Annotated in this window: 24 protein-coding genes and 3 tRNA genes; 13 read left to right on the top strand and 14 right to left on the bottom strand. The window is 58.9% G+C overall.

The features are described 5' to 3' along the window. The first annotated feature begins 2 nt into the window (after nucleotides 1–2). The 5 genes from IOD40_RS00850 to IOD40_RS00870 are packed head-to-tail and all read left to right on the top strand — an operon-like array spanning nucleotide 3 to nucleotide 5,581. The gene (locus tag IOD40_RS00850) at nucleotides 3–1,547 is read left to right on the top strand and encodes a polysaccharide biosynthesis protein (RefSeq protein ID WP_198473338.1); all 1,545 of its coding nucleotides are present in this window, start codon (nucleotides 3–5) and stop codon (nucleotides 1,545–1,547) included. Continuing rightward, nucleotides 1,547–2,974 carry an O-antigen polysaccharide polymerase Wzy gene (gene wzy, locus IOD40_RS00855; protein ID WP_198473340.1) on the top strand — a complete coding sequence of 476 codons (1,428 nt, stop codon included), beginning with the start codon at nucleotides 1,547–1,549 and terminating at the stop codon, nucleotides 2,972–2,974. Before IOD40_RS00850 ends, wzy begins: the two co-directional genes overlap by 1 nt. Then, the gene (locus IOD40_RS00860) at nucleotides 2,968–3,459 is read left to right on the top strand and encodes an acyltransferase (RefSeq protein ID WP_198473342.1); all 492 of its coding nucleotides are present in this window, start codon (nucleotides 2,968–2,970) and stop codon (nucleotides 3,457–3,459) included. Before wzy ends, IOD40_RS00860 begins: the two co-directional genes overlap by 7 nt. An 11-nt stretch (nucleotides 3,460–3,470) precedes the next feature. Continuing rightward, the gene (locus IOD40_RS00865; RefSeq protein ID WP_198473344.1) at nucleotides 3,471–4,520 is read left to right on the top strand and encodes a glycosyltransferase; all 1,050 of its coding nucleotides are present in this window, start codon (nucleotides 3,471–3,473) and stop codon (nucleotides 4,518–4,520) included. Next, the gene (locus tag IOD40_RS00870; protein ID WP_198473346.1) at nucleotides 4,517–5,581 is read left to right on the top strand and encodes a glycosyltransferase family 4 protein; all 1,065 of its coding nucleotides are present in this window, start codon (nucleotides 4,517–4,519) and stop codon (nucleotides 5,579–5,581) included. The genes IOD40_RS00865 and IOD40_RS00870 overlap by 4 nt, the downstream gene beginning before the upstream one ends. Before the next feature lie 46 nt (nucleotides 5,582–5,627). On the opposite strand, the gene IOD40_RS00875 is transcribed toward IOD40_RS00870, so the two are convergent. The 3 genes from IOD40_RS00875 to IOD40_RS00885 all read right to left on the bottom strand — a co-directional run bounded on the left by IOD40_RS00875 (nucleotide 5,628) and on the right by IOD40_RS00885 (nucleotide 7,794). Next, nucleotides 5,628–7,244 carry a hypothetical protein gene (locus tag IOD40_RS00875; protein WP_198473348.1) on the bottom strand — a complete coding sequence of 539 codons (1,617 nt, stop codon included), beginning with the start codon at nucleotides 7,242–7,244 and terminating at the stop codon, nucleotides 5,628–5,630. After that, a complete protein-coding gene (locus IOD40_RS00880; protein ID WP_198473350.1) occupies nucleotides 7,244–7,504 on the bottom strand; it encodes a spike base protein, RCAP_Rcc01079 family in 261 nt (86 codons plus the stop codon). The genes IOD40_RS00875 and IOD40_RS00880 overlap by 1 nt, the downstream gene beginning before the upstream one ends. 214 nt (nucleotides 7,505–7,718) lie before the next feature. After that, a tRNA-Val gene (locus IOD40_RS00885) sits at nucleotides 7,719–7,794 on the bottom strand. Between the two features lie 219 nt (nucleotides 7,795–8,013). Between IOD40_RS00885 and IOD40_RS00890 the strand changes: the two genes are divergently transcribed. Together IOD40_RS00890 and IOD40_RS00895 are read left to right on the top strand one after the other, a co-directional pair. Then, nucleotides 8,014–8,090 (top strand) — tRNA-Asp (locus IOD40_RS00890). 160 nt (nucleotides 8,091–8,250) lie between these two features. Continuing rightward, nucleotides 8,251–8,327, top strand: a tRNA-Asp gene (locus tag IOD40_RS00895). A gap of 164 nt (nucleotides 8,328–8,491) precedes the next feature. Here the strand turns inward: IOD40_RS00895 and IOD40_RS00900 are convergent. Next, nucleotides 8,492–8,929 carry a MarR family winged helix-turn-helix transcriptional regulator gene (locus IOD40_RS00900; protein WP_233713782.1) on the bottom strand — a complete coding sequence of 146 codons (438 nt, stop codon included), beginning with the start codon at nucleotides 8,927–8,929 and terminating at the stop codon, nucleotides 8,492–8,494. 152 nt (nucleotides 8,930–9,081) lie between these two features. On the opposite strand from IOD40_RS00900, the gene IOD40_RS00905 reads away from it, so the two are divergent. Beyond that, on the top strand, nucleotides 9,082–11,001 hold the full coding sequence (locus IOD40_RS00905) for an FAD-binding monooxygenase (protein WP_198473354.1): 1,920 nt from the start codon (nucleotides 9,082–9,084) through the stop codon (nucleotides 10,999–11,001). A 43-nt stretch (nucleotides 11,002–11,044) separates the two neighbouring features. Here the strand turns inward: IOD40_RS00905 and cobT are convergent, their stop codons facing one another. Continuing rightward, on the bottom strand, nucleotides 11,045–12,058 hold the full coding sequence (cobT, locus tag IOD40_RS00910; RefSeq protein WP_198473356.1) for a nicotinate-nucleotide--dimethylbenzimidazole phosphoribosyltransferase: 1,014 nt from the start codon (nucleotides 12,056–12,058) through the stop codon (nucleotides 11,045–11,047). Nucleotides 12,059–12,066: 8 nt separating this feature from the next. After that, on the bottom strand, nucleotides 12,067–12,837 hold the full coding sequence (gene cobS / locus IOD40_RS00915; protein WP_198473358.1) for an adenosylcobinamide-GDP ribazoletransferase: 771 nt from the start codon (nucleotides 12,835–12,837) through the stop codon (nucleotides 12,067–12,069). A 174-nt stretch (nucleotides 12,838–13,011) separates the two neighbouring features. Here cobS and cobU point away from each other — a divergent pair, with 174 nt between their 5' ends. Further along, a complete protein-coding gene (cobU, locus tag IOD40_RS00920) occupies nucleotides 13,012–13,509 on the top strand; it encodes a bifunctional adenosylcobinamide kinase/adenosylcobinamide-phosphate guanylyltransferase (RefSeq protein ID WP_198473359.1) in 498 nt (165 codons plus the stop codon). Here the strand turns inward: cobU and IOD40_RS00925 are convergent. The 7 genes from IOD40_RS00925 to IOD40_RS20255 form a co-directional block, all read right to left on the bottom strand. Continuing rightward, nucleotides 13,502–14,680 carry a DegT/DnrJ/EryC1/StrS family aminotransferase gene (locus IOD40_RS00925; protein WP_198473361.1) on the bottom strand — a complete coding sequence of 393 codons (1,179 nt, stop codon included), beginning with the start codon at nucleotides 14,678–14,680 and terminating at the stop codon, nucleotides 13,502–13,504. The genes cobU and IOD40_RS00925 overlap by 8 nt on opposite strands. Beyond that, nucleotides 14,677–15,684, bottom strand: a complete 1,008-nt coding sequence (locus IOD40_RS00930) for an SDR family NAD(P)-dependent oxidoreductase (protein ID WP_198473363.1) — start codon at nucleotides 15,682–15,684, stop codon at nucleotides 14,677–14,679. Before IOD40_RS00930 ends, IOD40_RS00925 begins: the two co-directional genes overlap by 4 nt. A gap of 63 nt (nucleotides 15,685–15,747) precedes the next feature. Next, entirely contained in the window at nucleotides 15,748–16,863 is a 1,116-nt protein-coding gene (locus IOD40_RS00935; RefSeq protein WP_198473365.1) for a DegT/DnrJ/EryC1/StrS family aminotransferase, read from the bottom strand. Beyond that, nucleotides 16,860–17,897 carry a Gfo/Idh/MocA family protein gene (locus IOD40_RS00940; RefSeq protein ID WP_198473367.1) on the bottom strand — a complete coding sequence of 346 codons (1,038 nt, stop codon included), beginning with the start codon at nucleotides 17,895–17,897 and terminating at the stop codon, nucleotides 16,860–16,862. The genes IOD40_RS00935 and IOD40_RS00940 overlap by 4 nt, the downstream gene beginning before the upstream one ends. Continuing rightward, complete coding sequence (locus IOD40_RS00945; RefSeq protein WP_198473369.1) at nucleotides 17,894–18,394, bottom strand: acyltransferase; 501 nt, start codon at nucleotides 18,392–18,394, stop codon at nucleotides 17,894–17,896. Before IOD40_RS00945 ends, IOD40_RS00940 begins: the two co-directional genes overlap by 4 nt. Before the next feature lie 141 nt (nucleotides 18,395–18,535). After that, a complete protein-coding gene (locus tag IOD40_RS00950; RefSeq protein ID WP_198473371.1) occupies nucleotides 18,536–19,648 on the bottom strand; it encodes a glycosyltransferase family 2 protein in 1,113 nt (370 codons plus the stop codon). A 40-nt stretch (nucleotides 19,649–19,688) separates the two neighbouring features. Continuing rightward, nucleotides 19,689–20,720 carry a glycosyltransferase family 4 protein gene (locus IOD40_RS20255; RefSeq protein WP_198473373.1) on the bottom strand — a complete coding sequence of 344 codons (1,032 nt, stop codon included), beginning with the start codon at nucleotides 20,718–20,720 and terminating at the stop codon, nucleotides 19,689–19,691. Nucleotides 20,721–20,946: 226 nt separating this feature from the next. On the opposite strand from IOD40_RS20255, the gene IOD40_RS00960 reads away from it, so the two are divergent. Then, a complete protein-coding gene (locus IOD40_RS00960) occupies nucleotides 20,947–22,161 on the top strand; it encodes a GNAT family N-acetyltransferase (RefSeq protein ID WP_210336756.1) in 1,215 nt (404 codons plus the stop codon). A 36-nt stretch (nucleotides 22,162–22,197) separates the two neighbouring features. Here the strand turns inward: IOD40_RS00960 and IOD40_RS00965 are convergent, their stop codons facing one another. Then, complete coding sequence (locus IOD40_RS00965; RefSeq protein WP_325099636.1) at nucleotides 22,198–23,124, bottom strand: glycosyltransferase family 2 protein; 927 nt, start codon at nucleotides 23,122–23,124, stop codon at nucleotides 22,198–22,200. A 369-nt stretch (nucleotides 23,125–23,493) separates the two neighbouring features. On the opposite strand from IOD40_RS00965, the gene IOD40_RS00970 reads away from it, so the two are divergent. The 3 genes from IOD40_RS00970 to wecC are packed head-to-tail and all read left to right on the top strand — an operon-like array spanning nucleotide 23,494 to nucleotide 26,734. Beyond that, on the top strand, nucleotides 23,494–24,660 hold the full coding sequence (locus IOD40_RS00970; RefSeq protein WP_198474205.1) for a hypothetical protein: 1,167 nt from the start codon (nucleotides 23,494–23,496) through the stop codon (nucleotides 24,658–24,660). Next, nucleotides 24,657–25,466 carry a WecB/TagA/CpsF family glycosyltransferase gene (locus IOD40_RS00975; RefSeq protein ID WP_198473377.1) on the top strand — a complete coding sequence of 270 codons (810 nt, stop codon included), beginning with the start codon at nucleotides 24,657–24,659 and terminating at the stop codon, nucleotides 25,464–25,466. Before IOD40_RS00970 ends, IOD40_RS00975 begins: the two co-directional genes overlap by 4 nt. An 11-nt stretch (nucleotides 25,467–25,477) precedes the next feature. Next, the gene (wecC, locus tag IOD40_RS00980) at nucleotides 25,478–26,734 is read left to right on the top strand and encodes a UDP-N-acetyl-D-mannosamine dehydrogenase (protein ID WP_198473379.1); all 1,257 of its coding nucleotides are present in this window, start codon (nucleotides 25,478–25,480) and stop codon (nucleotides 26,732–26,734) included. Nucleotides 26,735–26,813 lie beyond the last annotated feature (79 nt).

Genomic DNA, 26,813 nt, shown 5'->3' on the forward strand with positions numbered 1-26,813 from the left:
TCATGTCGAGGGAGGTGGCACCGATCATCTCTGTCGAAGCTGCCTCGACCCCATATGCAGGCGTCAGTCTTACGAAGAACCTGGTTGCCAACTATTTGCAATTCGCGTGTGCCGCGCTCGCGAACTTCTTGGTCAGTCCCATCCTTCTGGCGGCGTTCGGCACGACGGGCTTCGGTATGTGGAAATCGTGCCAGCGCATCGTCGAATTGCTACTGCCTGGCGACGGTGGTCCGCCGCAGGCATTGAAATGGCTCGTAGCAAATGCGGGAGATGACCTTTGCCGCAAACGCATGATGGTCAGTGCGGCACTCATGACTTGGCTCCGTTGGCTCCCTGCCGTCGCGGCGCTTTCTGGCGTTGTAGTCCTGTTATTCTCTAGCCTTGCAGAAACGGAAGTACCCGCCACCATGGACATAGGCCGGTTGGCGGTCCTGCTCTGTATCGCTGCACTCTTGAGCGGCCTTTCAGCCATCCCCGCGGCCGCAATGCTTGGTGACGGTCTAGGATATTATGCCGCCTACGCAGCTAGTGCCGCGATTGTCCTGACGAGTTCGGTGATCGGACTAGCGGCTTATACCGGTTACGGGTTGGTGGAAGTGGCCGCACTGACAGTCGGCGGTGCACTGCTGCTCTTATGCGTGACCACTGCCCTTGCTAGCTTGACCCTGGACTGGTGGGGCGCGCAATGGCCAAGCGAAGTGGCGCGCGAGCAATTCGCCCGGCATTCGGCGTCAATGCTGGTCTGGAGCTATGTCCAGAAGCTTCTCCTTTGCAGCGAAGTCCTTCTGCTGCTTGCCTTCTTGGGTGCGGAAGCCGTCAGCCAGTATTTTTTCACGGCATTTGCATCCCAGTTCATACCCGCGTTGTGCTTGCTGTCGACAAACGCTTTCCTGCCGCAGCTGGCAACGTGCCTGAGCGGTGGTGATTGGGGCGACGCAAATCGCCTAATCCGCGCAATCGTGGAACTGAACGCCGCGATCATCATGGTTGCAGGCGCCGGCATCCTGATCGGCAATGCCGAATTTGTCTCGGTATGGGCGGGCGACGATCAGTTTCTCGGCGACATCAGCAGCGTCCTCATTCTCGTCGTCGCGATCCAGCTCGTACACATACGTCTTCATGCTCAGCTTCAGGATGCTGCACTTGCCGCGAGAGCGAGGGAAGGATGGGCGGTCCATGGCGCTGTCGCCGGTATCGCCGGCGGAACATTAGGCTGGTGGGCTCTTGAGAGCGTAGCGGGAATCTTGGCCGGTCTTATTTTCGGGCGATCCATCTTGAGCTTCATGTTTCCTCAGCTTTCGCGCCGCGCCATCGGAGCCCCCGGTTTCAGCGGTCTTGAACCCCGGCATTTGCTGTTGCCTGCTACCGTCCTTCTCGCCGCATGGGCTCTTGGCAATTTGTTGGAAGAGGTAGCCTTTGATCGATTGCTGATTGTCAGCCCGGCTCTTGCCGCGTTGTTTATCTGGCTTGCCTGGCGGTTTCTGCTGTCGGAGGAAACGCGATCGCTCTTTGCGCATAACTTCCTGCCAAACGCGGGGAGGTGTTGATGTTGCGAAAGAGCCAGAGCTCCGCAGCACTTTTTGTCTTCCTGTCCCTCCTGCTCGTCGGACTGATTATTGCGACCTTTCTGATCGAGAACGGGGCGGATGCAGCCGTCATCATCTGCTGCCTGACCATATTTTATGGACTGCTGTGGCGGCCGCTGGTCGTTCCGATCAATATCCGGCCGGAGATCAGGACGTTCGTCAGCATCGAGCTGCTGTTCCTGTTGTTCAGCTTCATGATCTTTTTCGCTCCCTATCAGCTCTATCTTTTAGGCAGGCTGAACCTAGAGGTGAGCCGGTTCGTGCCGCACACCTTCGCGGAAAAGTCGAACCAGGCGATCCTGTTATCCACTGCCGGGATGGTTGCGTTCTGCCTCGGGTGCCGTTGGAGAGCGTATTTCCCGCGCAGGACGCAGCCTGCACCGCATGGGCCGGAAGATCGTTCCAGCTTATTGCCCTATCTGGTCTTGTTCCTCCTGACCGGGCTGATGGCGCTCTACCATCTTGCTGGTTGGCGCGCCGAAGGTGAGGGGCGTTATACCGGCACTGCGGCAGGAGGCGTGATGGCAGACGGTGTTTCGCTGTTGATCACGATGCTGTCCATGATGGCGTTCGCGATGCTCATCGTCCGGAAACAGCGGAGTGAACGGGCAATACTTCCGGAACTTTGCGCCGCGATCCTGGCAGGTTTCTGGACCTGCAGGCTTGTGAGCTTTGGCGACCGCAATTCCGCGCTTCTGTTGCTGTTCGTACTATTCGCTGGTGTGGCGACCTTTCGTTGCACGATCAGCCGGTTGTTGTTGCTCGCGATCGCGCTCTTCGGACTGCAGGTTTATGACCGTATCGAAGCTTACAGAATGACTGGAGACTGGGCAGCAGGACATCTGCTTTCGTTCGGGCACAATGTTGGTGAGACGAGTTTCAACATTACCACAATCAGTGTTCGTGCCGCTTTGGCTACGGTCCATCACGCTGGAGAGCTTGGCCTGGGCTTCTATAAGGTCTTTGGATTTGCCGGCGTCGTTCCATTTGTGCGAGGGCTGATTATTGGCGAGCATGAGGTAACGGTCACGAGCGCGGATGTACTGACCGCTGCCATGCTACCCCCGCATGCGGGATGGAACGTGGGGAGCAATATCATCGCCGATATCTATCTCGATTTCGGGATCATCGGCGTTCCGATTGTCCTGTATCTGTTGGGCCGGTTTGCCGGTTGGATACAACGCAGGGCGGCGGCTCAACCCTTCTCCACCCACCGGGCCGTCCTTTACTTGATGACTGTGGCGCTCTTCGCTGAATTGCCCCGATACGCGGTCGATTTTCCGGTGCGCTATCTGGTCTGGGCGGTGCTGGTGATGATTTTGGCACGCTGGATGAGCCCACCGGTGTCGATAGTTCATGTTCCGAGAGACGAGCGGGTCTCATGCTGAAGGCGGTATTCCATGCCATCTACAAACGCCTGGACGGGGTCGGATATGCCCGCTCCCTTGGCGTACGCGTGGGTGACGGCTGCAGGCTTCTCAACGTCAGCTTCAGCACGGAACCATATTTGGTCACAATCGGAAATCATGTCAGTGCCACTCATACGCACTTTGAGACGCATGATGGGGGTGTCTGGGTTTTCCGCGAGCATCATCCAGAGCTGGATCTGATCAAGTCGATCGAGATCGGGAATAATGTGTTTATCGGCCGTGGCTGCATCATTCTCCCGGGGGCCAAGGTCGGCAACGATGTCGTGATAGGGGCGGGAGCGGTCGTGACCGGCGAAGTTCCCGATGGTTGTGTCGCAGCCGGGGTGCCGGCCCGGATCATTGGATCTGTCCGCGATTACGAAGCGAAGGTTCTCGCTGCTGGCAGTCCCACAAAGAATATGTCCCCCAAACAGAAACGGGCGTTTCTATGCGGAAGCAGATGAGGATCTGCTTCATGATCCAGGGCTTTGGCGACGGCGGCGCGCAGAAGCAGTGCATCTATCTTCTGAACGAACTTCAGCAACGAGTCGGGGTTGAGCTTTTCCTGATCCGCTTTCATGACGGGCAGGTGCACGACAGCCTCCTCGAGATTGAAAATTTGACCGTGTACACCATCCAGACGAGTTCGAATTATGACCCGCGCAACATCGCGCGCGCCTACCGTCTCATCCGCCGATTGAGCCCAGACATCCTGATGTCGTGGCTTCCATGCCGCGATGTCTATGCTGGATTTATTCGGGTGCTTTCGCCCCAGCTGAAATGGGTCATGACGGAACGGGATTCATCTTATCCGCGCGCACTGAAGTTCGTGATCCGACGCTGTGCAGCGCAATTTGCCGATGCGATCATCAGCAACTCAGCAGCGGGGGATGCTTACTGGGCCCGGCGTTCGTCCCGCCCAACGCGCTTCAAGGTGGACAATATCGTGCCTGGCGGCTTGTTCGCATCGTGTCGCGAGCGGCCTCACTATGATGCGATACATGTCGGTCGGATGGAGCCTCAAAAGAACATCCTGCCAGTTGCCAGAGCTTTTATTTTACTGGCGCAACGCCGACCAGAGCTGAGCTTCGCGTTTGTGGGCGAGGGGAGCCTGAGGCCGGAGATCGAGCGATTGGTGGCGGAGGCGAAGGTAGATCAACAGGTCGAACTTCTGGGCTTCCAGCATGATGTGGCATCCGTGATGCGACGCAGCAAGCTGGTAGTCACAATGAGCGACCATGAAGGAACGCCGAACGTTCTCCTTGAAGCGGTGGCCTTTAATATCCCTGTCTTGTGCTCAGATATTTCCGGTCATGGCGACGTGCTCGGCAAAAACTACCCTCACTATGTGCGCGAGCGGCACGATCCCGATGCGATTGCCAGCCGGCTGGAGAGAATGCTGTCAGCGCATGAGACGCGAGAGCTTCTTCGAGAGCCAAAATTACGCCTGAGAAGCATGTCGGCAGGTGCGGTCGGCGACGCGTATATGATGGCGTTCAGGCAGATCGTGGGTGCAGACGGATGATCATTGTTATCGCCCCGATCCCACCGCCGCTTGATGGAGCCTCGTCAGTCTCCAAGGATGTCGTGAACCTTCTGACAGAAGAGAGAATCGCGCATCGGGTTTTCACCATGTCTCCCGCGTTGGGAGGAGGGCGAGCGATTTATCATGTCTCCCGTCTGGCGAGGTATCTGAGAGCCTGTCTGGGCGTCGCCACAGCGCGACGTTCAGACCAGATATACCTGTCACTGGCAGGAGGCTGGGGGCAGGTTTATGATCTCGCGGTAGTCGCACTGGCTAGGTTGCGCGGCCTGAACGTTCACTTCCACCACCATAACTTCACCTATGTCGACCGGCGAGCTGCTACGTTTAGTGCGATCATATTCGCTGCGGGTGAGCGGCAGTTTCATTATGCGCTATGTGAACGCATGAAGGAGTTGCTGGAGCAGCAATACCCGGCGATCAAGAACGTGAGCGTCATTTCGAACGAAGCCTGGTGGCCGATTGCCACCGACATCCCGCCTTCTGAAGCGCCGCTTCGCCGGATCGGTTTCATCGCAAACATCACCCGCGAAAAAGGGGTGCTCAACTTCCTCGACCTCATACGCGAGTTGCGAGCGCGAGGCTCTAACATCGAAGGCTGGATCGCTGGTCCTTGCACGGATAAACGCCTTCTGAGCGATGTCCTGGCGCGGGCGGAGTTCCTTGGCGGCGTCGAATATCGGGGGCCGGTGTATGGCTCCGAGCGGGACGCTTTCTTTCGTGAGATCGATCTGCTGGTGTTTCCGACAGCTTATCCGAATGAAGCTGAGCCGCTGGTCGTGCTGGAGGCTCAGCGGTTAGGCGTGCCGGTCGCGGCAAGTGATCGTGGTTGCATCGCCTCGATGCTTGGTTCGGCGCCCGGACTGTTGCTCGATCGTGACGGGCGGGAAATCGCCAGTTTGGCAGACAAGATCATCATGCTGTCGGAAAATCCGACGCAGATGGCCCATCTGCGCCAATCCGTGCGTTCTTTGCTGAGAGGACGCACTGCCGAGAATTCGGCAGCACGCAGCGCATTTCTTTTCGCCCTCGGTCGAAGGTGAGCAGACAGGGCCGCGCCGGACAATATGGCAACGCGACCGCGCTCTCTCACCATCCTTTTGCAGTGATAAAATTTGCGATGGCAGCCGCCATTATCTCCATCGCAGTACCGGAGAGGTGTGTCGCATCAAGATCCGGATCGCGAAACATCTCTCTTGCAGGCGCACCGTTTGGGTCGAGGTCCAGACGATCGCGCCAATCCAGAACGTTGTGAGGCCACCGAGCCTTCAGCTCGTCCCGGATGGCGTCTGAGATTGTCATGTCGGTCTCCAGCAAATTCGCGCATGCCGGAATAATGACGAAGCGCTGATGTCCGATCTGCCGCAGTCCGGTTGCCAGACTTTCACAGTACGGTGCCACCTGAGAGAGGGTATCGACGGGGTTTTCCGATCCATCCCAAATCACAGTCGTCTTGGGACGCAGATGCCGGAATTCTGTCGAGCTCAGCCGTTCGCTGATTTCTGGCATGGTCGAATTGCCCGATGCAGTCGTCATCACGGTGCGGTCCGTGATGGATTCCAGCCTTGAGATAATGGATCCGGCAGGGCCGCCGCCGTGGCCGTGCGTCATGAAGCTGTCGCCTTCGCAGCGGATCAGATTGGGAATCAGCGAGTAAAACGCCTCGACGCCACTTTCCCTGTAGAGGGTCAGTCGTTCAATCTCGCCATTCCAGACTTGGCCGTGAAAGCTGTGTCCAAGCCGCATGACTGCGAGGCCGGGTAAAACACCAAGATCATCATGAACGGCCTTCCCATCATCAAGCTGCGCGAAAAACGCATTTGCGGCAAAACCGGCTCGGATGAAAAACCGGGTTTCGGGAGCAACAGTACCCAGGTTGAGCGCGGCCTGCACGTGTGACGCAGCCCGCACTTCGACCACGAGAGAGCCGTCTAGCTGGTAGGCGACCAGAGTTTCATCTCCCGGGTCCGCGGTCATGAGGTGACCACACGACCAGAGCACCTCGCGAGCTGTGGGGGATGGTGGCGTTTTCGCTGCGATCTCGATGGTCATACCCGAGCCGGAAAGCCCCTCGAGCGGCAGACAGGGTTTTACGCTCACGTCGCTCACCATTGTCGTCCCGGCAGATGCGCGGAACGCATAGAAATGGGAAATCGGACCGCGCGCAGAGAACGTATCCGTGTGAATGCCTGGTCCACGGGTGCCGCCCGCTGCGCCAGGAGCAGTTTCTCCTGTCGTCCCGCCTATCCGGAAATTCGTCGTTCCTCCTGAGACGGTGTAGGTCACCGAGTACGCAGCGCCTTCCGTCGTCATAATCGGTTGGGTAATGCCCGCACCGCCGCCGCCCACGCCTGTCGTCCCATCCGAGAAGAGCCGGGCAGCGCCAGGTAACGCAGTTGCGGTTGAAGTGCCGTTGACGATCTGGTTCCAGCCAGCCAGCTCCAGCTGTTGAAAGTCGCCGTTCGTGATCAGTTCTGGCGAGTCGGGGCTGCTATACGGTTTGAACGCGACGGTCTTCCCGTAAGGGGTGCCGCCCGCCGCAATCAGAAAATCAGTTTCAGTCGCATAGCTCACGCCGTTGAACCGGTAACGACCTTCCTGGAAATTCGCGTCAAGTAGCGCGCCTTGCGCCCACGACGAATCGGAAGGAGGTCTTATGGCGGCTGCCGGCGATAGCCTGCCGAGATGGAGACCGGTACCACTCATCAGCACAGCCCCACGAGATAGGCTGCCGTTGTTTGCTGGAGAACCTTGCGGACCCGCAGCGGAAGAATGGATCCCTGAGGCACGTCCTTAAAAGTCAGGGACGCGCCATCCCGCATTTCCACTGCAAGATCGCCTCCTTCACCCACGTAAAGGGCGCGTGTGACCTGTTGAAGATCGGAGGAATCGCTCGGGGTAATGGCGAATCCCTCATTCGCCGGCGAGTCGAGTGCGGGTGCTAGGGTGGCGTATTTGTCCTGCATGGAAAGTCCTCTCTGCTGAGCTTCTGGTGAAACTCTAGGGGCAGAAGGGAGGAGGGGGATAAATCGGCCGGCGACAGCGACCAGGCCACCTGCGCGCGGCTTTTCAAGCGTGAGTATCTAATGACACCGCTATTCTGGGTGATTGCACATCGGTCAACGCCCCAGCGACGACAACGCCGCTGGCGAACAAATGCAAATCAAGCATAGGGAAATCTGGTGGGCGATGAGAGACTCGAACTCCCGACATCTTCGGTGTAAACGAAGCGCTCTACCAACTGAGCTAATCGCCCCTACAGGCGCGGACCTTTAAGGGGTCCTGTTCTGTTTCGCAAGCGAAATTTCTCACGAAAGTGACCATTGATGTGAATGGAACGACAATTCGTGGTTCGGGAAAAAAGAAACGTCACAAAGGTGGAAATTGCGGCGAGGTGTGCTTGACACCGGTCAAGGAACCGCCTAATTCACCGCCCACAACGACGCCGCAGCAAGCGCTGCAAAACGTCGGATGCGCGGGTGTAGCTCAGTCGGTTAGAGTGCCGGCCTGTCACGCCGGAGGTCGCGGGTTCGAGCCCCGTCACTCGCGCCATTTATTTTCCCCACTTCTCGCTGATAATTTCTCCCATTTTTTCCGTGCTTTACGTCTGCGTGTGAATTTAATTTTGTACGCTTGACAGGGGCGCAGGAACAGCCTAATCCAGCGCCAAGAACGAAGCGCCGCAACAAATCGCGGACGGAGCGTTCGATGCGCGGGTGTAGCTCAGTCGGTTAGAGTGCCGGCCTGTCACGCCGGAGGTCGCGGGTTCGAGCCCCGTCACTCGCGCCATTTTTACAAAGGCCTAGGCCTTTAATCCTCCCAATTTGAAATTGTTGTACGATCCGCGGTCTGCTGGCATTTGTTGATCGGACAAAATGCAGATGCAAGCTCTTGGCTTTTGTCGATCAACCACATCTGGCTGATATGAGAGGGCAGCCAGATGGTGTTGTGCTTCAATCTTCGGCGACTACCCCGGCGGCTCGCGCGGCCTTCGTGGCAAGTTCAATGAATTGCTGAAATTCCTTGTCGTTTAATCCCGGTAGCATCTCGATCTGGATGTGTTCGACTATGGGAAAAGCTTTCTCGAGCAGTTCTTTCCCCTCTGGCGTCAACGCCAATTTGAGCGCCCGGCGGTCGCTTGGGCTGGCCTCGCGGGTGACGAGTCCTTTTTGTTCGAGCCGATCCGCAACCGAGCCTACCGTTGCCTTGTCCTTGCCGATTGCCTGCGCGAGCCCGGCCTGATCGGTGCCGGGGCGGTGCCGTAGAGCGTCCAGCGCTGCATATTGGACAGGAGTGAGGTCGAAACCAGCTTCGCGCATGCGCGTCATGAAGATCTGTGTCGATAGTTGATGCAGGCGCCGGATGAGGTGGCCCGGCATTTTCGAACTCATATACATCACACCTTCTCCGCAGCCATGCCTTGTAAGTCTTGAGCCTGGTGATAGCGAAAGCCGCTGTGGCGTCCCAGCGTTTTCGGTTGACTGCTAAATGATAAGTGCACATATAGTATGCCAACATACTAATTCCGACCGGGAGGTCAAACGTGCAGTATCACTTCAACGGCTTTCGTCCGGGCGATCCGGAAATCGCGGAAATCGCAGCTGGACGCAGCGAGAATCAGCAGGATTTACCTGATAAAGTCGATGTGCTGATCGTCGGATGTGGGCCCGCCGGGTTAACCCTTGCCGCCCAGCTTTCTGCGTTTCCGGAAATTTCGACGCGGATCGTCGAACGAAAGGATGGACCTCTCGAAAAAGGTCAGGCGGACGGAGTCTCGTGCCGCTCGATGGAGATGTTCAATGCATTCGGCTTCGCTGATAAGGTTTTGAAGCAGGGATATTGGGTCAACGAGACTACGTTCTGGAAGCCGGACCCGCAGCAGCCCGACCGCATCATCCGAAACGGCCGTGTTCAAGACGTTGAAGACGGCCTGTCAGAGATGCCGCACATGATTCTCAACCAGGCACGTGTCCACGACATGTATCTTGAGGTCATGCGCAATTCGCCGTCGAGGCTCGTTCCAGACTATTCGCTTGCCTTTGCAGATCTGGTCATTGACGAGGACGCCGATGATTACCCGGTCCTGGTCACGCTTGAGCGGCAGGACGAGGGGCATGTCGGAGAGACATTGACGGTTCGGGCCCGCTACGTCGTTGGCTGTGACGGTGCCCGAAGCGGCGTTCGGAAGGCGATCGGGCGGGAACTGCTTGGCGATTCTGCGAACCAGGCTTGGGGCGTTATGGATGTGCTTCCGAGCACGGATTTCCCGGATATCCGCTGCAAGACGCTCATCCAGTCGGCGAATGAAGGCAACATCATCATCATCCCGCGGGAGGGTGGTTTTCTCACGCGTCTTTATATCGAGATGGACAAGCTGGCCTCCGGCGAGCGGGTCGCGAATCGGGCCATCACCGTCGACCAGCTGATCGCTGCCGCGCAGCGGATCATGAAGCCGCACAGCTTCGAAGTGAAGGACGTCGTGTGGTGGTCGGTCTATGAAATCGGCCAACGCCTGACAGACAAGTTCGATGATGTACCTGAGGAGTTGGTGGGTCAGCGCCAGCCGCGCGTATTTATCGCTGGCGATGCGTGCCACACCCATAGCCCGAAGGCCGGGCAGGGCATGAACGTCTCGATGGGTGACGCGTTCAACCTCGGCTGGAAGCTTGTGTCGGTCCTCACCGGACGCTCTGCGCCAGAGATTTTGCACAGCTATTCCGCAGAAAGGCAGGCGGTCGCCCAGGACCTGATCAATTTCGATCGGGAATGGTCACGGATCATCAGTGAGCGTCCAGCTGAGGATGATGGTGCGAACGGCGAGGAGCCGAAATTCCAGCGCTACTTCATCCAGCACGGCCGCTACACGGCGGGCATGTCGGTGACATATCAGCCGTCCGGACTTGTCGGGACCAGCGAGCACCAGTCACTGGCCGCGGGTTTTCCGATCGGCGAACGTTTCCATTCCGCTCCGGTGATACGCGTTGCCGACGCGAAGCCGATGGAGATCGGTCATACGATTCTCGCCGATGCACGTTGGCATCTCTACGCGTTTGCAGGAGAGGGCGATGATGGCGGAGACGGATCTGCGGTCCGCGCTCTTTGCGAGTTCCTTGAGAATGCGCGGAATTCGCCGCTGCGCGTTTACACTCCAGCCAACGGTGCCGTCGATTCGGTGATCGACGTTCGTGCAATCTTCCAGCGGGGCTTCCGCGACCTTTCTATTGAAAAGATGCCGTCGTTGCTGCTGCCCAAGAAGGGCAAGTTTTGTCTCACCGACTATGAGAAGATTTTTGCGCCCGACCTGAAGAGCGGTCGTGATATTTTCTCCATGCGTGGAATCGACCGGAAAAACGGTGCGATCGTGATCGTGCGCCCAGATCAATATGTGGCCCACGTCTTGCCACTCGATGCTCACTCTGAAATTTCAGCGTTTTTCGGTGGCTTCCTGCTACCTGTAGCCTGATACTTCCGCGTTAAAAGTTACGGGGGCCTCGCGGTCCCCGTATCTATTTTCCGGCCACCCCGGCTTCCTCGAATGTCGCCATCCCGGAATGACAGGCAACGGCGCTGCGCAGGATGTTGATTGCCAGACAGGCCCCGGTGCCTTCTCCGAGCCGCATGTCCATATCGAGCAGGGGAGACAATCCGAGGTGGTCCAGAAGGCGCTGATGCTGCGCTTCTGCCGACACGTGACCCGCAATCGCATGCCGCAGCCCGCCTTCCGTCTGTCGGGCGAGTACGGCGGCCGCCGCTGTTGCGACAAAGCCGTCGATGATAACCGGGATCCGGCGTAGCCTGGCAGCCAGAACCGCGCCGAACATTCCGGCAAGCTCGCGTCCGCCGACCCTTCGAAGCGCCTCCACTGCGTCGATGATCGCGGGGGTGTGCAGTGCAAGCGCAGCGTCAACGGTCTCAGCCTTTCGCCTGAGCCCTTCATCATCAACGCCTGTCCCACGCCCGACCCATGATGCGCCATCGCCACCGAACAGGGCGGCAGCGATTGTGGCTGCGGTCGTCGTGTTCCCGATCCCCATTTCACCGATGGTGATAAGGTCAGCGTCAGTTCCGATGGCGTTGAAGCCGGATGCGACGGCGTCGACGAACTCCTCCTCGCTCATTGCCTCCGACTGGGTAAAGTCATTGGTCGGTGTGTCGAGAGCGAGCGGGAAAATCTTCAACGAGGCACCAGCAATACGGGACAGCTGGTTGATTGCGGCACCGCCCGCCTCGAAATTGGCTACCATCTGCGCGTTTACGGCATCGGGAAAGGCAGAAACCCCTCGGCCGGTAATCCCGTGTGCGCCGGCAAATATCAAAACCTCAACATTCTCAAGGGTGGGGATCTCCCGGTTCTGCCAAGACGCAAGCAGAAGCGCGAGTTCTTCCAGACGCCCGAGGCTGCCCAGAGGCTTGGTCAGGACCGCCTGCCGCGAAGCCGCTGCCTCCCGTGCGTCAGCGCTCGGGTCGGGCAGCTGGGCACATAGACCGCGAATTGCGTCGATTGAATCGGGGGGTGTCATTGCATCTCTCAAATCATGATTGTCGCGGCGAGAACGAGAAGGCCGATTTCGCCGGTTTGTTGCAGGGCACCCGCAACGTCCCCTGTTTGGCCCCCAATTTGGCTTTTGGCCAGCTTGCCGACCATGAGAACGAGGACGCAACACAAAAGGGTGGCGCAGATTGCATATGCCGGACCTGCCAGCAGTGCGAAGGCGATCCCGTTGGCAGCGGCTATGGCCGCGACATTCACCGGTGGTACGCCGGCGCTTGCCGAAAGGCCATCACGTCGCGCTGGAGGGATGCGGACCATCAAGGCAGGTATCATCGCGCGCGAACCGGCATGTGCGGCTACTATGCATGCGACCATGAGGGGAGCCGAAGCAGTGGCCACGGAACAGATCGCAGCCCAGCGCACCAACACCGACACGATCAACGCGAGAACGCCATAACTTCCGATCCGGCTGTCGCGCATGATCTCCAGTTTTCGTTCACGTGTTTGTCCGCCACCAAAGCCGTCCGCGGTGTCCGCGAGTCCATCCTCATGCAGTCCACCCGTCAGAACAAAGCTGCCGGCAAGCGTCAGAGCTGCGGCGACGTCGATTGGGACCCCAAGGCGAAGCAGGACCCACAAAAGGGCACTGAGGCCCAGCCCTATCAGGGCGCCAGCGCAGGGTGCTGCCCATTGGGTAGCCATAAATGGACGCGAGCCATCATGGGAAAGGCTGACCGGAATTCGGGTGTAGAAGCCGATACAGGCCGCGAGATCGCCGAGAACCTGATGCCTGTTTGGAAGTGACACGACGGAACTTTCATTGGCGTTTCGAAGCAATTGAAATATCAGCCTGCCTGCTGACCGGGAAGCGGCTGCTAAGTGACCGACAAACTATCCAGTGCAGAAGTGTCGCGACAATACAGCGAGCGACATGCTATCGATGATCTGCGAACAGGGTAGGGGATTGTGACAGGCTGCCATTTGACCTTTCTGCTCGGAGGGGCGCGTTCTGGAAAGAGCCGGTACGCGGAGGAGCTCGTCACCGCGCATCCTGCGCCGTGGGTCTATATCGCGACGGCTCAAGCTTTCGACGAGGAGATGAAAGAGCGTATCGCTCATCATATGCAACGGCGGGAGGGAAACTGGCAGACGCTTGAAGCTCCGCTTGATCTCATCAAGACGCTTGATGGCGTTCCTGATGGTGCTCCCGTCCTGATCGATTGCCTCACCTTGTGGCTCACGAATGTCATGCTAGCGGAACATGACGTTGAGGCGGAGGCGAAGCGGCTGGCTGAACATTTGTCGAAGCCGCGTGGGCCCTGGTACGTGGTATCGAACGAGGTAGGCTTGGGCATCGTGCCAGACAATGCCTTGTCGCGGCGGTTTCGAGATGCTGCAGGCCGCCTCAATCAGTCGGTCGCAGCCCGTGCGGACAGCGTCCTCTTCATGGTTGCGGGCTTGCCGATGAGGGTCAAATAGCCTTCGCTACTGTTAGTGTTGCGCGTTGAATGACGAGATCAGCAAGCGCGTCCGCCACTTGATACACGTCATCATCACTCATCTGCACCGAGAGGGGCAACACGAGGCCGCGATCTTGAGCGGCGATGCCGAGTTCGAGCGATGAGCCAGCCCGGTAGGCGCCAGATTCTTGATAAGCCGCTTCAATGTGGCTGTTCATCACCCCGCGTCGGGTCGAAATTCCCCGGTCGAGCAGGGCCTGCATCGCTGTCATCTGGTCGATGCCCTCAGGAAGAAGGACGCAATAGGTCTGCCAGTTGCTGCGGATATTGCTGGGCTCTGCGGGTGTCTTGAAGCCCGGTATGTCATCGATAACCTGCGTATAGAGTGCCGCAAGCTCGCGCCGCCGCGCGATGATTTCCGGCAAGCGCTTGAGTTGCTCCCGGCCGATCGCCGCTTGTACGTCGGTCATCCGGTAGTTGTAGCCGAGCACAGGATAGTTCTCGTGAATTACAACTGACGATCCATGCCTGACCGTGTCGGGAACGCTCATGCCGTGTTGACGCCATAGCCTGAACATCCGGTCATAATCCGGGTTGCGAGTGGTCAGCATGCCGCCATCGCCTGTGGTGATGACCTTGCGCGGATGGAAAGAAAAGCACGCGATGTCGCCGTGCGGCTTGCCTATCTTCTCCCACACTCCTTGCCAGAGTAATTCGCTGCCGATTGCGCAAGCCGCATCTTCAATGACGGGAATTCCCCGTCGCCTTGCGACTGCAAGAATTGATGCGAGGTCGCAGGGCATCCCCAGCTGGTGAACGCACACGATCGCTTTGGTTTTTGGTGTTATCGCCCCTTCAAGAAGGTCCGGCTCCATGTTGAAGCCATCGGCCTCAATATCGATGAACACCGGTGTTGCTCCGCAGTAGCGGATTGCATTCGCTGTCGCGATGAAAGAGTGGCTGACCGTAATCACCTCATCGCCAGCCTCAACCCCGACGGCTTTCAACGCGAGGTGCAGAGCGGTGGTGCAGTTCGACATGGCGCAAGCGTGGGGAGCGCCGACATAGTCAGCAAATTCACTTTCGAACGCCGCGACTTCCGGCCCCTGCGTTACCCAGCCAGATAGGATAACCCGACGAACGGCATCGGCTTCTCTTTCATCAAGAACAGGGCGCGCAACCGGGATCATGATGCCTTCTCCAGCGTCCAGTTGCGAACGCGCTCGTCGGCGAGAAGCTGTGCGGGTGAGTGTCCGGAATTCCGATACCAGTCGTAAAGCCGCGCCAGTCCATCTGCCAAACTAACCTCCGGCTTGAAGCCAAGAAGTTCGCGTGCGGCAGTGCTGTCGGCATACAGCCGCAAAACATCGCCCGGCCGGGAATCGTCGTAGACAATTGCTGCATTGTCCTTGCCGATGGTCTTGGAAATAATCGTGGCAAGGTCACGGATCCGGACTTCAGAGCCCTGACCGACGTTCAAGGTGCGGCCCATCACGGAATCGACTTCACCCGCGAGCATGATCCCTCGGGCCGTGTCAGCGACATAGGTGAAATCGCGAGTCTGCTTGCCATCGCCAAAGATAACCATCGGCTTTCCGGCCATCGCGCGCAGCATGAATTTGGGGATGACTTCGCCGCTGTCGCCCTCGTGGTGACTGCGCGGGCCGAAGGAGTTGAACGGGCGCACAACGACCGTGGGATATCCGTAGCTTTCCCAATAGGCACGCGTGTAGCACTCTCCTGCCAGTTTGCCGCCACCATAGACGGTGAGCGGGTAGGTAGGATGCTCCTCGTTCATCGGGGTGCGACGCGCTGTGCCGTAAACCTCGGAGCTCGACACGTAGACGAAGCGTTTGACGTCGGATTTTCGCGCCAGTTCGAGCAGGTCAAGCGTGCCGGTGGCGTTGACCGAGTGATTTTCCGCCGGTGCATGAAGGCTGTGCCGTACTCCGAGGCAGGCGAGATGGTAGACGATGTCGATGCCGCTCATCAGCCTCGCCATTGCGGGGAGGTCGCGGATATCGACAGCCGCGAGTTCAACCTGCTCGCTGTTCAGATGGGCGAGATTGGACCGCTTACCGTTCACCAGATTGTCGACCACAGTGATCCGGTGTCCATTGGAGGCAAGCTGCGTGACCAGCTCTGAACCGATAAAGCCTGCGCCGCCTGTAACAAGAATGTTCGTGAGTGGCATGTCCCGCCAATCCTCTAGCTAGCCGCCTTGCTGTTGACCTTGCCGTCGGCTCAGTACCGGTGCTCAAGCATCCGCATCTTCGCGCACAGCTGCATGGACGGCATCCACGACTTGTATGATCTGTTCTGATGTGAGTTCCGGGTACATTGGCAGCGACAGCACCTCGGCGGCAGCTGTCTCTGAAACCGGGAAATCGCCGCGTGCGTATCCCAAATCAGCGTGCGCCAGCTGCAGATGAACCGGCACCGGATAATGAAGACCGGTGCTGACACCCGCGTCGTCCAGCCGGGCTCGCAGAAACTCACGACTTGGCCTCCGGATAGCGTAGACGTGGTAGACGTGCCGGCGGCCAACCGCCTCTGTAGGTGGGACCGCGATGTCAGATTCCGCGAGCAGTTGATCGTAGAGCGCGGCGTTCCGTCGCCTCGCATCGGTCCATGCGTCGAGGTGGCGCAATTTGATCCGCAAGATTGCACCCTGGACGCCGTCCATTCGATAGTTGAAGCCCTTTACGTCGTGATGGTAACGGCGGCTTTGCCCCCAATCGCGAAGCATTCGGATTTTCTTTGCATGGCGAGGATCGTTGGTTACAACGATGCCGCCTTCGCCGCAGGCACCGAGATTTTTTCCAGGATAGAAGCTGAAGCATCCCGAGATGCCGATGCTGCCAGCGCGCCGACCTCGAAATTCGGCGCCATGAGCCTGGCAGGCATCTTCGATGACGGGTACGCCGTGACGTCGGGCGATATCGGAAATCGCATCCATATCAGCCATCTGCCCGTAAAGATGAACAGGCATGATCGCTTTGGTGCGTGTTGTGATGGCAGCCTCGAGCTTTTCCGGGTCCATCGTCAGGGTCACCGGATCCACATCCACAAAGACGGGCGTCGCGCCGGTGTAGCAGATGGCGGAAACGGTCGCGACGAAGGTGAAGGGGACGGTGATCACCTCGTCACCGGGGCCGATCCCGGCGGCAAGCAATGCCAGATGAAGCGCGCTCGTGCCGGTGTTTACCGCGATCGCATCGGCCGTGCCGCAGTAACCTGCAAACTCGCGTTCGAACGCCGCAACTTCTTCTCCAAGAACGTACTGCGTTGAAGCCAGCACCTGCAAAACGGCAGGCTCGATTTCGGCCCGGATGCTCGCATACTGCGCCTTCAGATCAAGAAGAGGGATCATGCGACTTGTCTCGCGGGTTCGAGATCGATCGGGCGGCCGCGCTGGGCGAGCGACATCGTTGCGGCTTCGAGAATGCGCACGACGCGAAGCCCCGCCTGTCCGTCAGCTGTTGGCGTCTGCGTGTGCTCTATGCACTCTACAAACTCGCGCAGCTCGGTATTCAAGGCTTCTGTCACGTCGAGATGCGGCGCCCACATGTCGCCGGTGCGGTATCCCACCAGCGCCTTGTAGACCTCGCTGCCTTTGTCAGCGCCGCCGTCCTTTAGAGTGATGCCTTTGTCGTAGACCTTGATTTTCTCGCTTGGCTCGAGATCGTCGTAGACGATCATCTTGCGGCTGCCGCCGATCAGGGTTCTGCGGACTTTCACCGGTGCAAGCCAATTCACATGGATGTGCGCGATCAGATTACAGGGGAAGTGCAGCGTCAAATAGGCGATGTTCTCCGGCTCACCCGGAACGTGGCTGACACCGGTTGCGGATACGGCGACCGGACGTGTTTGCAGCACGTAATCCATGATCGACAGATCGTGGACCGCAAGATCCCAGATTACGCTGACGTCGTGCTGGAACAGGCCGAGGTTCACGCGCACGGAGTCGTAATAGTACATCTCGCCAAGACCACTATCGACCAGCTCGCGCATCTTTTTGACCGCGCCCGTATGGACAAAGGTGTGGTCGACAGCCAGAACCAGGCCTCGCCGCGCGGCCTCTTCAACAAGGCGTTCAGCTTCCTCAGCAGACGAGGCGATCGGTTTCTCGACGAAGACGTGTTTTCCGGCCTTCAAAGCGGCCATCGCCAGGCGGAAGTGCGAAGAGACCGGTGTCGCGATCGCAACCGCATCAATGCTGTGGTCGCGAAGTAACTCGTCAAAGTTGGCGGTGATAGCGACGTCGGGATAGCGCAAGCTCACCGGCTTCAGGCGTTCAACGTTGAGGTCGCAAACGGCAGCGAGGCGAGCACCTGGTACCTCGGCGATATTTCTGACAAGATTCGGGCCCCAATAGCCGTATCCAACCACGGCAATACTGATCATCGCACGACCCTCGCAGTTTGCGCGGGTGCGTCCTTGGCCCGTCCGGTAATTGCCGCCGGGACACCAGTGACGATCGCATAGTCCGGCACGTCGCGGGTGACCACCGCGCCAGCGCCAACCACAGCTCCGTATCCGATGGTGACGCCGGGAAGGATGGTCGCGTTGCTGCCGATTGATGCTCCAGCACGAACGGTCGTCGAGATGACCGTCCAGTCGGCGTCCGTTTGCAGTGATCCATCCTGTGCAAGAGCGCGGGGGTGCAGGTCATTGGTGAACATCACGCCGTGGCCGACGAAAACACCATCTTCGATGGTGACGCCCTCACAGACAAAGCTATGGCTGGAAATCTTGCAGTCCGCGCCAATCGAGGCGTTCTTCTGGATTTCTACGAATGTACCGATGCGCGTACGCGCGCCGATACGGCACCCATAGAGATTGACGAGTTCAGGGTGGTGAATGACCACGCCCTCTGCCATGGCAACGTCGGAAGAAATCATCTGATCGAGGTTCCTCTAGCCGGTTTCGGCCTCTCGCAACGAGACGGTTTTTCGTCCTTCCGGTAAACCGACGAAAACGCGGTATCGCGGCTCATCGAAAGGAGTAGAAGGTTAAGCGGTGGCGGAATTTCAGTGGGGCACTCACACGCCAATGCGGTGCCATCGCTGGCGCAAATATCGCCCTCTGAGCCCGCGATAGATACGCTCCGCAACAAAGGGAAGGTGTCGGCGCGCGCGGCCGGGCCCCAACGCCGCACGTTTTTCCAGCCCCTGCCAACCGCGAAGTCGCGTGGGGTCAGGCACCAAAGAGATGGCGATGTCGCGATAATGGTGGACCAGGCTCAAGTCGGGATTGAGGGTGTCGTACTGCCTGTTCGCCAACTCAATCGCGTCAATTGCGATGGCGGCCATGGCCGTTTGGTGCATTTCAGAGGCCTCAGGTATCCCGCCTGCGATGCCAGAGAAAAGGACCCGGAATGCGTCGCGGCGCTCCAGAAGATCCCGAAGCGCATTCACTTGCCTTGCCGAAAGGCTATCCGGATGATCGCGATGCAATGCCTGATCAGCGCCGTGAATGTAGCCCACGTCGCTGAATGCCGAGATGCGCAGCCACATCTCCATGTCGTGCGTGTGTGCCAGATCCTGCTGGCCACCTACGAGGTCTACCACCGACCTGCGCATCAGGACTTCGGGGGATGTGATCACGTTGTAGCCAAAGCGGCAGCGGTCGCGGAGCCAATCCCGGCCAGGCCACAGCGTCCAGCCCGTGGCCTTCTGCCGCGCTTTGGGCAGCTCTGATGTGAAATGCAGCGGATGACCATACGCCAATCCGATCGAGGGATGAGCCTGCATCATCGAGACGGCCCGGGCGAGGGAACCCGGCGTCAGCATGTCATCAGCATCGAGACGCACCAGGAATTCGCCTCTGGCTTGCGCCAGTCCGTTGTTGAACGTGATGACCGGCCCCGAATTTTTCCGGTTGGCGATAACCGTCACCCGTTCATCGCGCTGAGCCAACGCTTGGGCTACCGAGAGGCTATCATCAGTAGAGGCGTCATCGACGACAATGACGTCAGGCTGCACATGCTTCTGTGCAAGTGCGGTGAAAACAGCCTGCGGCAGGTAACGCGCATAGTTATAACAGGGGATGACGATCGTGACCGTCGCGGTGCGGTCGGGAACCTGCAATGCAGGCACACTGGTATGACGTCGGATGCTGCCCGGAGCAGTGACAACCTTCCGCTCCAAGAACATTTTGGGGCTACCTCCCCCGTGGGCGCTCTCGATGGCGATCTTAGGCTCCTACGATGATTTTCGCGCGCGCGGCACCGATGAGTGACGCATAAAGCGCAGTCACTTCCGCTCGTTCGCGTTCTGCTGGATATTGGGAGAGGACATAGCGGGAGGCTGCACGACCTTTGGTTTCGCACCAGGTCGGATCGCTCGCATCCTGGTTGAGCGCATGGGTAATCGCGTCGAAGAAGCCGACGACGTCACCGTTTTCGACGCGAGCCGAGAAGCGCGGGTCGAAAAACTCCCGTCCCGCAAAGCCGTCGTTTCCGATGACGTAACAACCGCATGCCATTGCCTCCGCAGGCGGCAGCCCGAAGCCTTCCTGCCGGGTGAAGGCGAGGAAGATCCGAGCTTTCCGCAACTCATCTGCCACCGCTTCGTGCGACAGGCCGTCGATCGCCTTGATTTCCCACCCCTCTGGCAAACCGACCTGACGCAGAAACGCGATGACGAGCCGGGCATCATCCGCGCCGCGCCGCGGCATGTAGGCAATCCGTAGCGGACGCCTGTTCTGGCCAGGATGAAAGATACGATCATCAATGCCGAGATGAATACGCCTGATCGGTGCTTGCGCGAATGCCTTTGCGAGCATGTCACGGTTATGCTCCGATACGCAGACAACGGCCGACAGCTGGGCGCCGGCATAGTAGCGCCCCATGTGGTAAGGGCTTCGGGCCCAGGTGAGGTGACTGTTCTGATTGAAGATTACGTAGTCGATGGCCGGAGGGATGTCAGAAAGCACATCTGCCTCCAGCTCGGAGACAACGAGTAGGTCGCCCTGCGATATGGTCACCGAGCCGATATCTGCGACCTCGGTCTCGTTCTCGAACCATGTGCAGCGAAAGCCGGGATGACGATGTAAAACCCTCGCTCTTATGCCGGCCTCGTTAAGAAAATCGACATGCCGGTAGATGACCCGAATACCTCCGGCAGGCGTGCGGTAATCTGGGGTCAGAAAATACACCGTTGGCTGCGGTGTTGGATTGGTGGCGTAGCTGATTGGGTAGCGGCGACGTTCATAGCGGTCGGCCACGTCAGACACCTTCCGCCATACGGTCTTTGCAATCTCGCTTGGGGACGTCACGTTCCATGCCTTCAAACCGAGTTGCCAGCAAAACGCCGGAATACTCTTTGAATCTCGTCTTCAAGACCATGTTCGGGCAAGTAGTAAGCGGCTAAGCCCATTTGGGGATCGCGGTGGACGTTCGTTCCGCTTCACCCATCCCCGCAAAAAGGGGAGGGTGGCGCCAACAAGACCCATGTGCGGTACCACCATGCAAGACAGGCCTCAGGCTTCAGGCGCTGAAGTTCATGTAAGCGTTGCGCAGACCATCGCGGAGGTCGAGGCGCTGCGCGACATCTGGAACGCGCTTGAGCCTGCCCATGTTGACAGCGAAATCGGCTACTTTTCCGTTGTCGCCGCCAATGCAGATCAGGTCATCTCTTCGTACGTCGTTCGCCTGCAGCGCGCGGGTCGCCCCGACATCCTGGTTGCGGCTCGTCTGGAGAACTTACCGGTGCCATTTCGGCTCGGATATTCGTCGATCGGCTCGACGCAGATGAAGGCGATCGTGGTCGCCTTTGACGGAGTCATCGGCGCTCAGGGTCCTTTGGATCAGGCCGCCGTCATTGAATCGCTCGAACAACTTCTAAAGAACCGCGTCGCCGACGTTCTTTTGATGCGCAATGTCGATCCGGACAGTTCGCTCTACAAGATCGTGCAGGAGAAGACGCCAAAGCTGCGGTGGGGCCGAAATCAATCCATCGAGAATACCTGGCTGGCAGCATTGGCACCCAGCCTAGATGCGTTTCTGGCAAACCGGTCTTCAAAGGCGCGGGCAAAGTTGCGGCGAGAAGATAAGCTCCTCAGAAGTGCGTTCGGTGAGAGCCTGCGTGTCCGATGTTTCCGGCATCCCGAAGAGCATGATCTTCTCTGTCAGGACCTCTACCGCGTCTCCAGCCAAACGTATCAAGCTGGCCTTGGCGCGGGGTTCGGAAATACCAGGATGGAGCGTGAACTGATCGCCTACGGGCTCCGCCGGGGAAATTATCGTTGCTGGATGCTCTATATCGGCGACGAGCCGGTCGCGTTCTGGGCAGGCTTTGGCAACGGATCTAGCTTCTACACCGCAACGCCCGGATTCTTGCCTGAGTTTGCGCAGCACAGAGTAGGGCGGTTCACGATGCTGAGGATGATTGAAACGCTCTGCGCAGATGGGGGCTATAAATACATCAACTTTGGACGAGGCGATGCCGCGTACAAGGAGGCGTTCTCCTCGTCGAGTCATCGAAGCACTGATGTCTGGATAGCTGCTGACAAGCTTTGGCCAATTTCGGTCCTGGGGCTCTACTCCTTGAACAGCCTGATCAATCAAAAGGGGAAAGTCTGGCTTCAAAGCTCAGGTTGGACACAAAAGCTCAAGTCGCGATGGCGGCGGCGCATCCAAAGCACGCAGCAGCGAGCCGGGCCCTGACCTTGTTGCGCCGACTTGGTAGTATTATCTCGGATATCAGCGTCGCGGCGCAGTGCACGCGGCTTTAAGTGAAGCGCGTTGGACCTCACCGAGGGGCAGCCGCAATACCGCTCCCGCTATCACGCCCAGCCTGAACATGGTCGTGGCGAGAAAGCCGTGACGGCGTCCAAAATCACGAATCTGATTGGTTGTGAGGAGCGCTGCCAGATACGGATTGCTGTCGGCTTCTCCGCCTATGTGAGTGACCGCCAATTCGCTCACATAGTGGACTTTCAAGCCTGCAGCCCGGGCTCGGCGCATGTAATCGACTTCTTCGCTATACAGGAAGAAACTCTCGTCCCATGGGCCGATCGAATGGCGAGCGGCTGCGGAAATCATCAGGACTGCACCGGTCGCCCATTCGATATCGCCCGATTTCCGATATCGCCGCGCGTTGCCGATTATATCGCTGGTGCCGAGCCATTCTGATAGCCTGCCTCCGAACACAGCGTTGGACCAGACGGTAGTCAGGCTCGGCTCGCGCCGGAGTGAATGTGCGAGGGTACCGTCCTCATTCATGATCCTTGGTACGACTATGCCCCGATCTTCCTGGTGCAGTTCTTCCTGAAGTCGCTTGCACACGCCCCGTGGGAGCCGAACATCGGGGTTCAGGACGAGGATATCGTACCCGTTGCCGACCTGCTCGGCTGCGATGTTTATGCCGGCAGCATAGCCAGCATTGCGTCCCGTCTCGATGATTTCAGGTAAGACCGGGTGCAGACGGGCGATGTCGACACTCGCATCTGAAGAATTGTTGTCGACGATTACGATCCGCGAAGATGGCATGTCCTCCAGCCCCGGCCCAAGAGAGGCCAGGAGACCGGGCAGGACGTCGGCGCTGTTATACGTCACGACGACGACGGCGAGCGGTGGCAGAAAATGCTCCAGCCTGTCGCTCGGGTTCAGCTGATGTTGAGTATTCACAATCCCTCGCCGGCGCTTGCGGTCGCTGAATGTCACAGCGCTGCCGAGCATTGTCAGGAGATGGCAACGCTGCAATCTCAGACTGCGGCGTATGACTCATCCACGTTTGGACAGGGGCGAGTGTCGGCCATGCTTTTGATCCGCCATTGGACGTAGGCAGCGTCATCCCGAAGGGTCGCAGACGCTTCCTGATCATCCAATCTGCCTTCTGGCGAGCGCGCACCTGATCCTGTCTGCTGGCATCCGGGGTCTCGGCTCTAAGCCGCATCAGCGAACTCAACTCGGACCAAATGGGATGCGCTCGTGGAAGCCACTAACCAGATAATACAGGGTGCAGCGGATAGCGCAGGAGAGCTTGCCAGCAGCCGAATGGGCGATCTCAAGGCCGTTGCACCGAAGACGCATGCTCGGACGGTGCAACTTATCGAACTCGCGAAGAACGGGCTGCCGCAGATGCACGACGGCGGCTTTTTTGCCCATACAGTTCGAAAGATTGACGACAGAGCGCAAAGTGGCGTTCGCGCCGAAGGTGACAGTCTGCGCTATGCTGCGAATGTCGCCTTAGGGCTGTCTTACGTCGATGAAGAGACACAGCACCGCGTGTTAGGCGGTCGATCTGCGCCCGATCTGGCCATCCAGTGCGCAGAACGCGCCATGAGTTCATCAGATGCTGGGGCGATCGCTTTGTCGGCCTGGACTGCAGCGGAAGCTGCCGATCACTTCGCGTCGGATCTTTTTGATCATCTCGTCGCCTTGCTCGAGTCGCGCCAGCCGATAGACACCGTTGACTGCTCCTGGACGTTGATCGCTGCCGTGGCGGGCGCTCCGTTAGGTGATACGAGAACGCTGACGAGGCTTACACGGGATCGTCTTCTCAAGGGGCAGGGACCCCATGGGCTCTTCCCTCACCACCTGCCGCAATCGGCCAGCGGACGCTGGCGCGCTCATATCGGCTGCTTCGCCGACCAGGTCTATTCGACCCAAGGTCTTTCTCGTCTTTCGATGTTAACGCATGACCCTGAAGCACTGGCAGCTGCGAATGCGAGTGGCGGCGCGATTTGTCGGCTTCAAGGGCCGCAGGGCCAATGGTGGTGGCACTATGACACCCGCAACGGAACGGTCGTTGAGGGCTATCCAGTCTACAGCGTCCACCAGCACGCGATGGGTCCAATGGCGCTGCTTGATCTGCGCGAGGCTGGCGGAACCGACCACATGGAGGCGATCGCAAAGGGCATAGACTGGCTCGATGGTCCCAATGAGGCCGGCCAGTCTCTTGTGTGCGAGGCAAACAATGTGGTTTGGCGGAAAGTCGCGCGCCATGAGCCCAAGAAGCTGGTACGCGCGATTTCAGCTGCTACCACCGCGGCTGCTCCCGGCCTCAAGGTGCCGGGCCTAGACAGCGTCTTCCGCCCAGGTCGCATCGACTACGAGTGCCGTCCATACGAACTTGGGTGGCTGCTCTTCGCATGGCTGTCGGACGGAATGAAGGGCAGGCTGGCACGGACACAGCCGACGGGTGGGGAGCGCTCAGCATGAATGTGCAGCCGCGCCACGACCGTAGGCTCCTGTTCGGCTTCCAGCTTGATCCGCTAACGCTGGATGAGGTCGTGCGGCGATGTTCCGTCGCGATTGCTCTGCGGCAGCCGATGCTGATCGGCGTGCTGAACGCAGCCAAGATCGTCAAGGCGCGTCGTGACGACCTGCTTTTGCACTCCCTCCTCGACTGCAACTTGCTCCTCGCGGACGGACAGGCTGTCGTCTGGGCCAGTCGTTTGCTCAAGCGGCCGCTTCCTGAGCGGGTAGCCGGGATTGATCTCTTCGAGAAGCTACTTGCCTTGGCGGACAGGGAAGAACGCTCGATCTATCTCCTCGGCGCAAAGCCGGAGGTCCTGGGGGCGGTGAAAGAGGCAGTGAGACAACGATTTCCCGGCGCAAGGATCGCTGGCAGCCATCACGGCTACTTTGCCGAAGACGACAGCGAAGAGATCGCGCGCGAAATTGGTGCGTCGGACGCGGACATGCTGTTCCTTGGCATGACCTCGCCGCGCAAGGAGATATTCGTCGCCAAGTTTGGCCCGGCCCTCAATGTCTCCGTTGTCCATGGCGTGGGTGGATCCTTCGATATCATGGCGGGTCAGACGAAGCGGGCTCCGGTGGCCTGGCAACGAGCCGGAATGGAGTGGGCGTACAGGGTGGTCCAGGAGCCCCGACGGATGTGGTGGCGCTATCTCAGCACCAACACCAGCTTCATTCTTCTGACGATCGGCGAATTGTTGCGACCTGCTCACCCTTTCGAGGGAGCAGGCTCAGGCAGCGCAGCATCAGGCATCAGGCACATCTAGGACCTATCGTCATGGACGAAAAATTTACGGGCAAGGTCGCAATCATCGGCCTTGGGTATATCGGGCTGCCCACAGCAGTGGCTCTTGCCACGCGTGGTATTGATGTCATCGGCGTCGACCTGAACCCCTCGATTGTTCAGGCGGTTTCCCGGGGCGAAGTCCCCTTCGCCGAACCTGATCTGGCTGTAGCGGTAAGCGGTGCCGTCGCGATGGGGCGGCTGGTCGCGACAACGGAGGTGCCCGAAGCGGATGCGTATATTATCGCGGTCCCGACTCCCTTCACGGCCGAGCGGACGGCAGACCTTTCCTACGTTGAATCTGCGTCACGGCAGATCGCTCCCAAGCTTCGGCGAGGGGCGGTGGTGGTTCTGGAATCAACCTCGCCGCCTGGAACAACTGACAAGGTTAAAGGCTGGATCGGGGAGATGAGGCCCGACCTCAAGCTTCCCCACGATACGGAGCCCCAGCCCGATATCCATCTGGTACATTGTCCGGAACGGGTGCTTCCTGGCCGCATCATGATCGAAATGATCACGAACGATCGCATCATCGGCGGCATCACGCCCCGCTGCGCGCAAAAGGCTGCGGCGATCTATCGGGTGTTCGCCCAGGGCGAGATCCTGCTCACCGATGCGGCGAGCGCGGAGATGGCAAAGCTCGTTGAGAACGCGTATCGCGACGTCAACATCGCATTTGCAAATGAGATCTCTCTCATCAGCGAGTATCTTCACATCGATGTTTGGGAGGTCATCCGCCTGGCCAATCGCCATCCGCGAGTGAACATCCTCAGCCCAGGCCCGGGAGTGGGCGGGCATTGCATCCCAGTGGACCCTTGGTTCATCGTCGCCGCGGCGCCCGAGCTCTCACCACTTCTGAAGACTGCGCGCGAGGTAAATGATGGAAGGCCGAACCACGTTGCCGAACAAGTTATCGCCAAGGCCCAGCGCTTCCGTGCGCCATCGATTGCGTGTCTCGGTTTGACGTTCAAGGCCAATGTCGACGACATTCGAGAGAGCCCTGCGGTTGAGGTCGTCAGCCTGATCGCCAAGGGGTTGCCCGACGTAGAGATATCAGCGTGCGATCCCTACGTCTCGGAACTGCCACCGTTGCTCGGCTCTTATGAGAACCTGCGGTTGAAGAACGCCGTTCAGGCCGTCGATGAGGCAGACATCGTGGTACTGCTCGTCGAGCATGAACCGTTCAAGGCGATGAGACATACCCGGCTCGGCGGCAAGGTTGTCTACGACACGCGCGGCGTCTGGCGTTAGAAGAAAATGCAAATGAGCGGTGCCGATACATCTCGGCACCGCTCTAGATTGTTTCCCCGACGCTCATTCTACGCGTGCT

Source organism: Aquamicrobium zhengzhouense (assembly GCF_016124105.1).
Taxonomy (GTDB): Bacteria; Pseudomonadota; Alphaproteobacteria; order Rhizobiales; family Rhizobiaceae; genus Aerobium; species Aerobium zhengzhouense.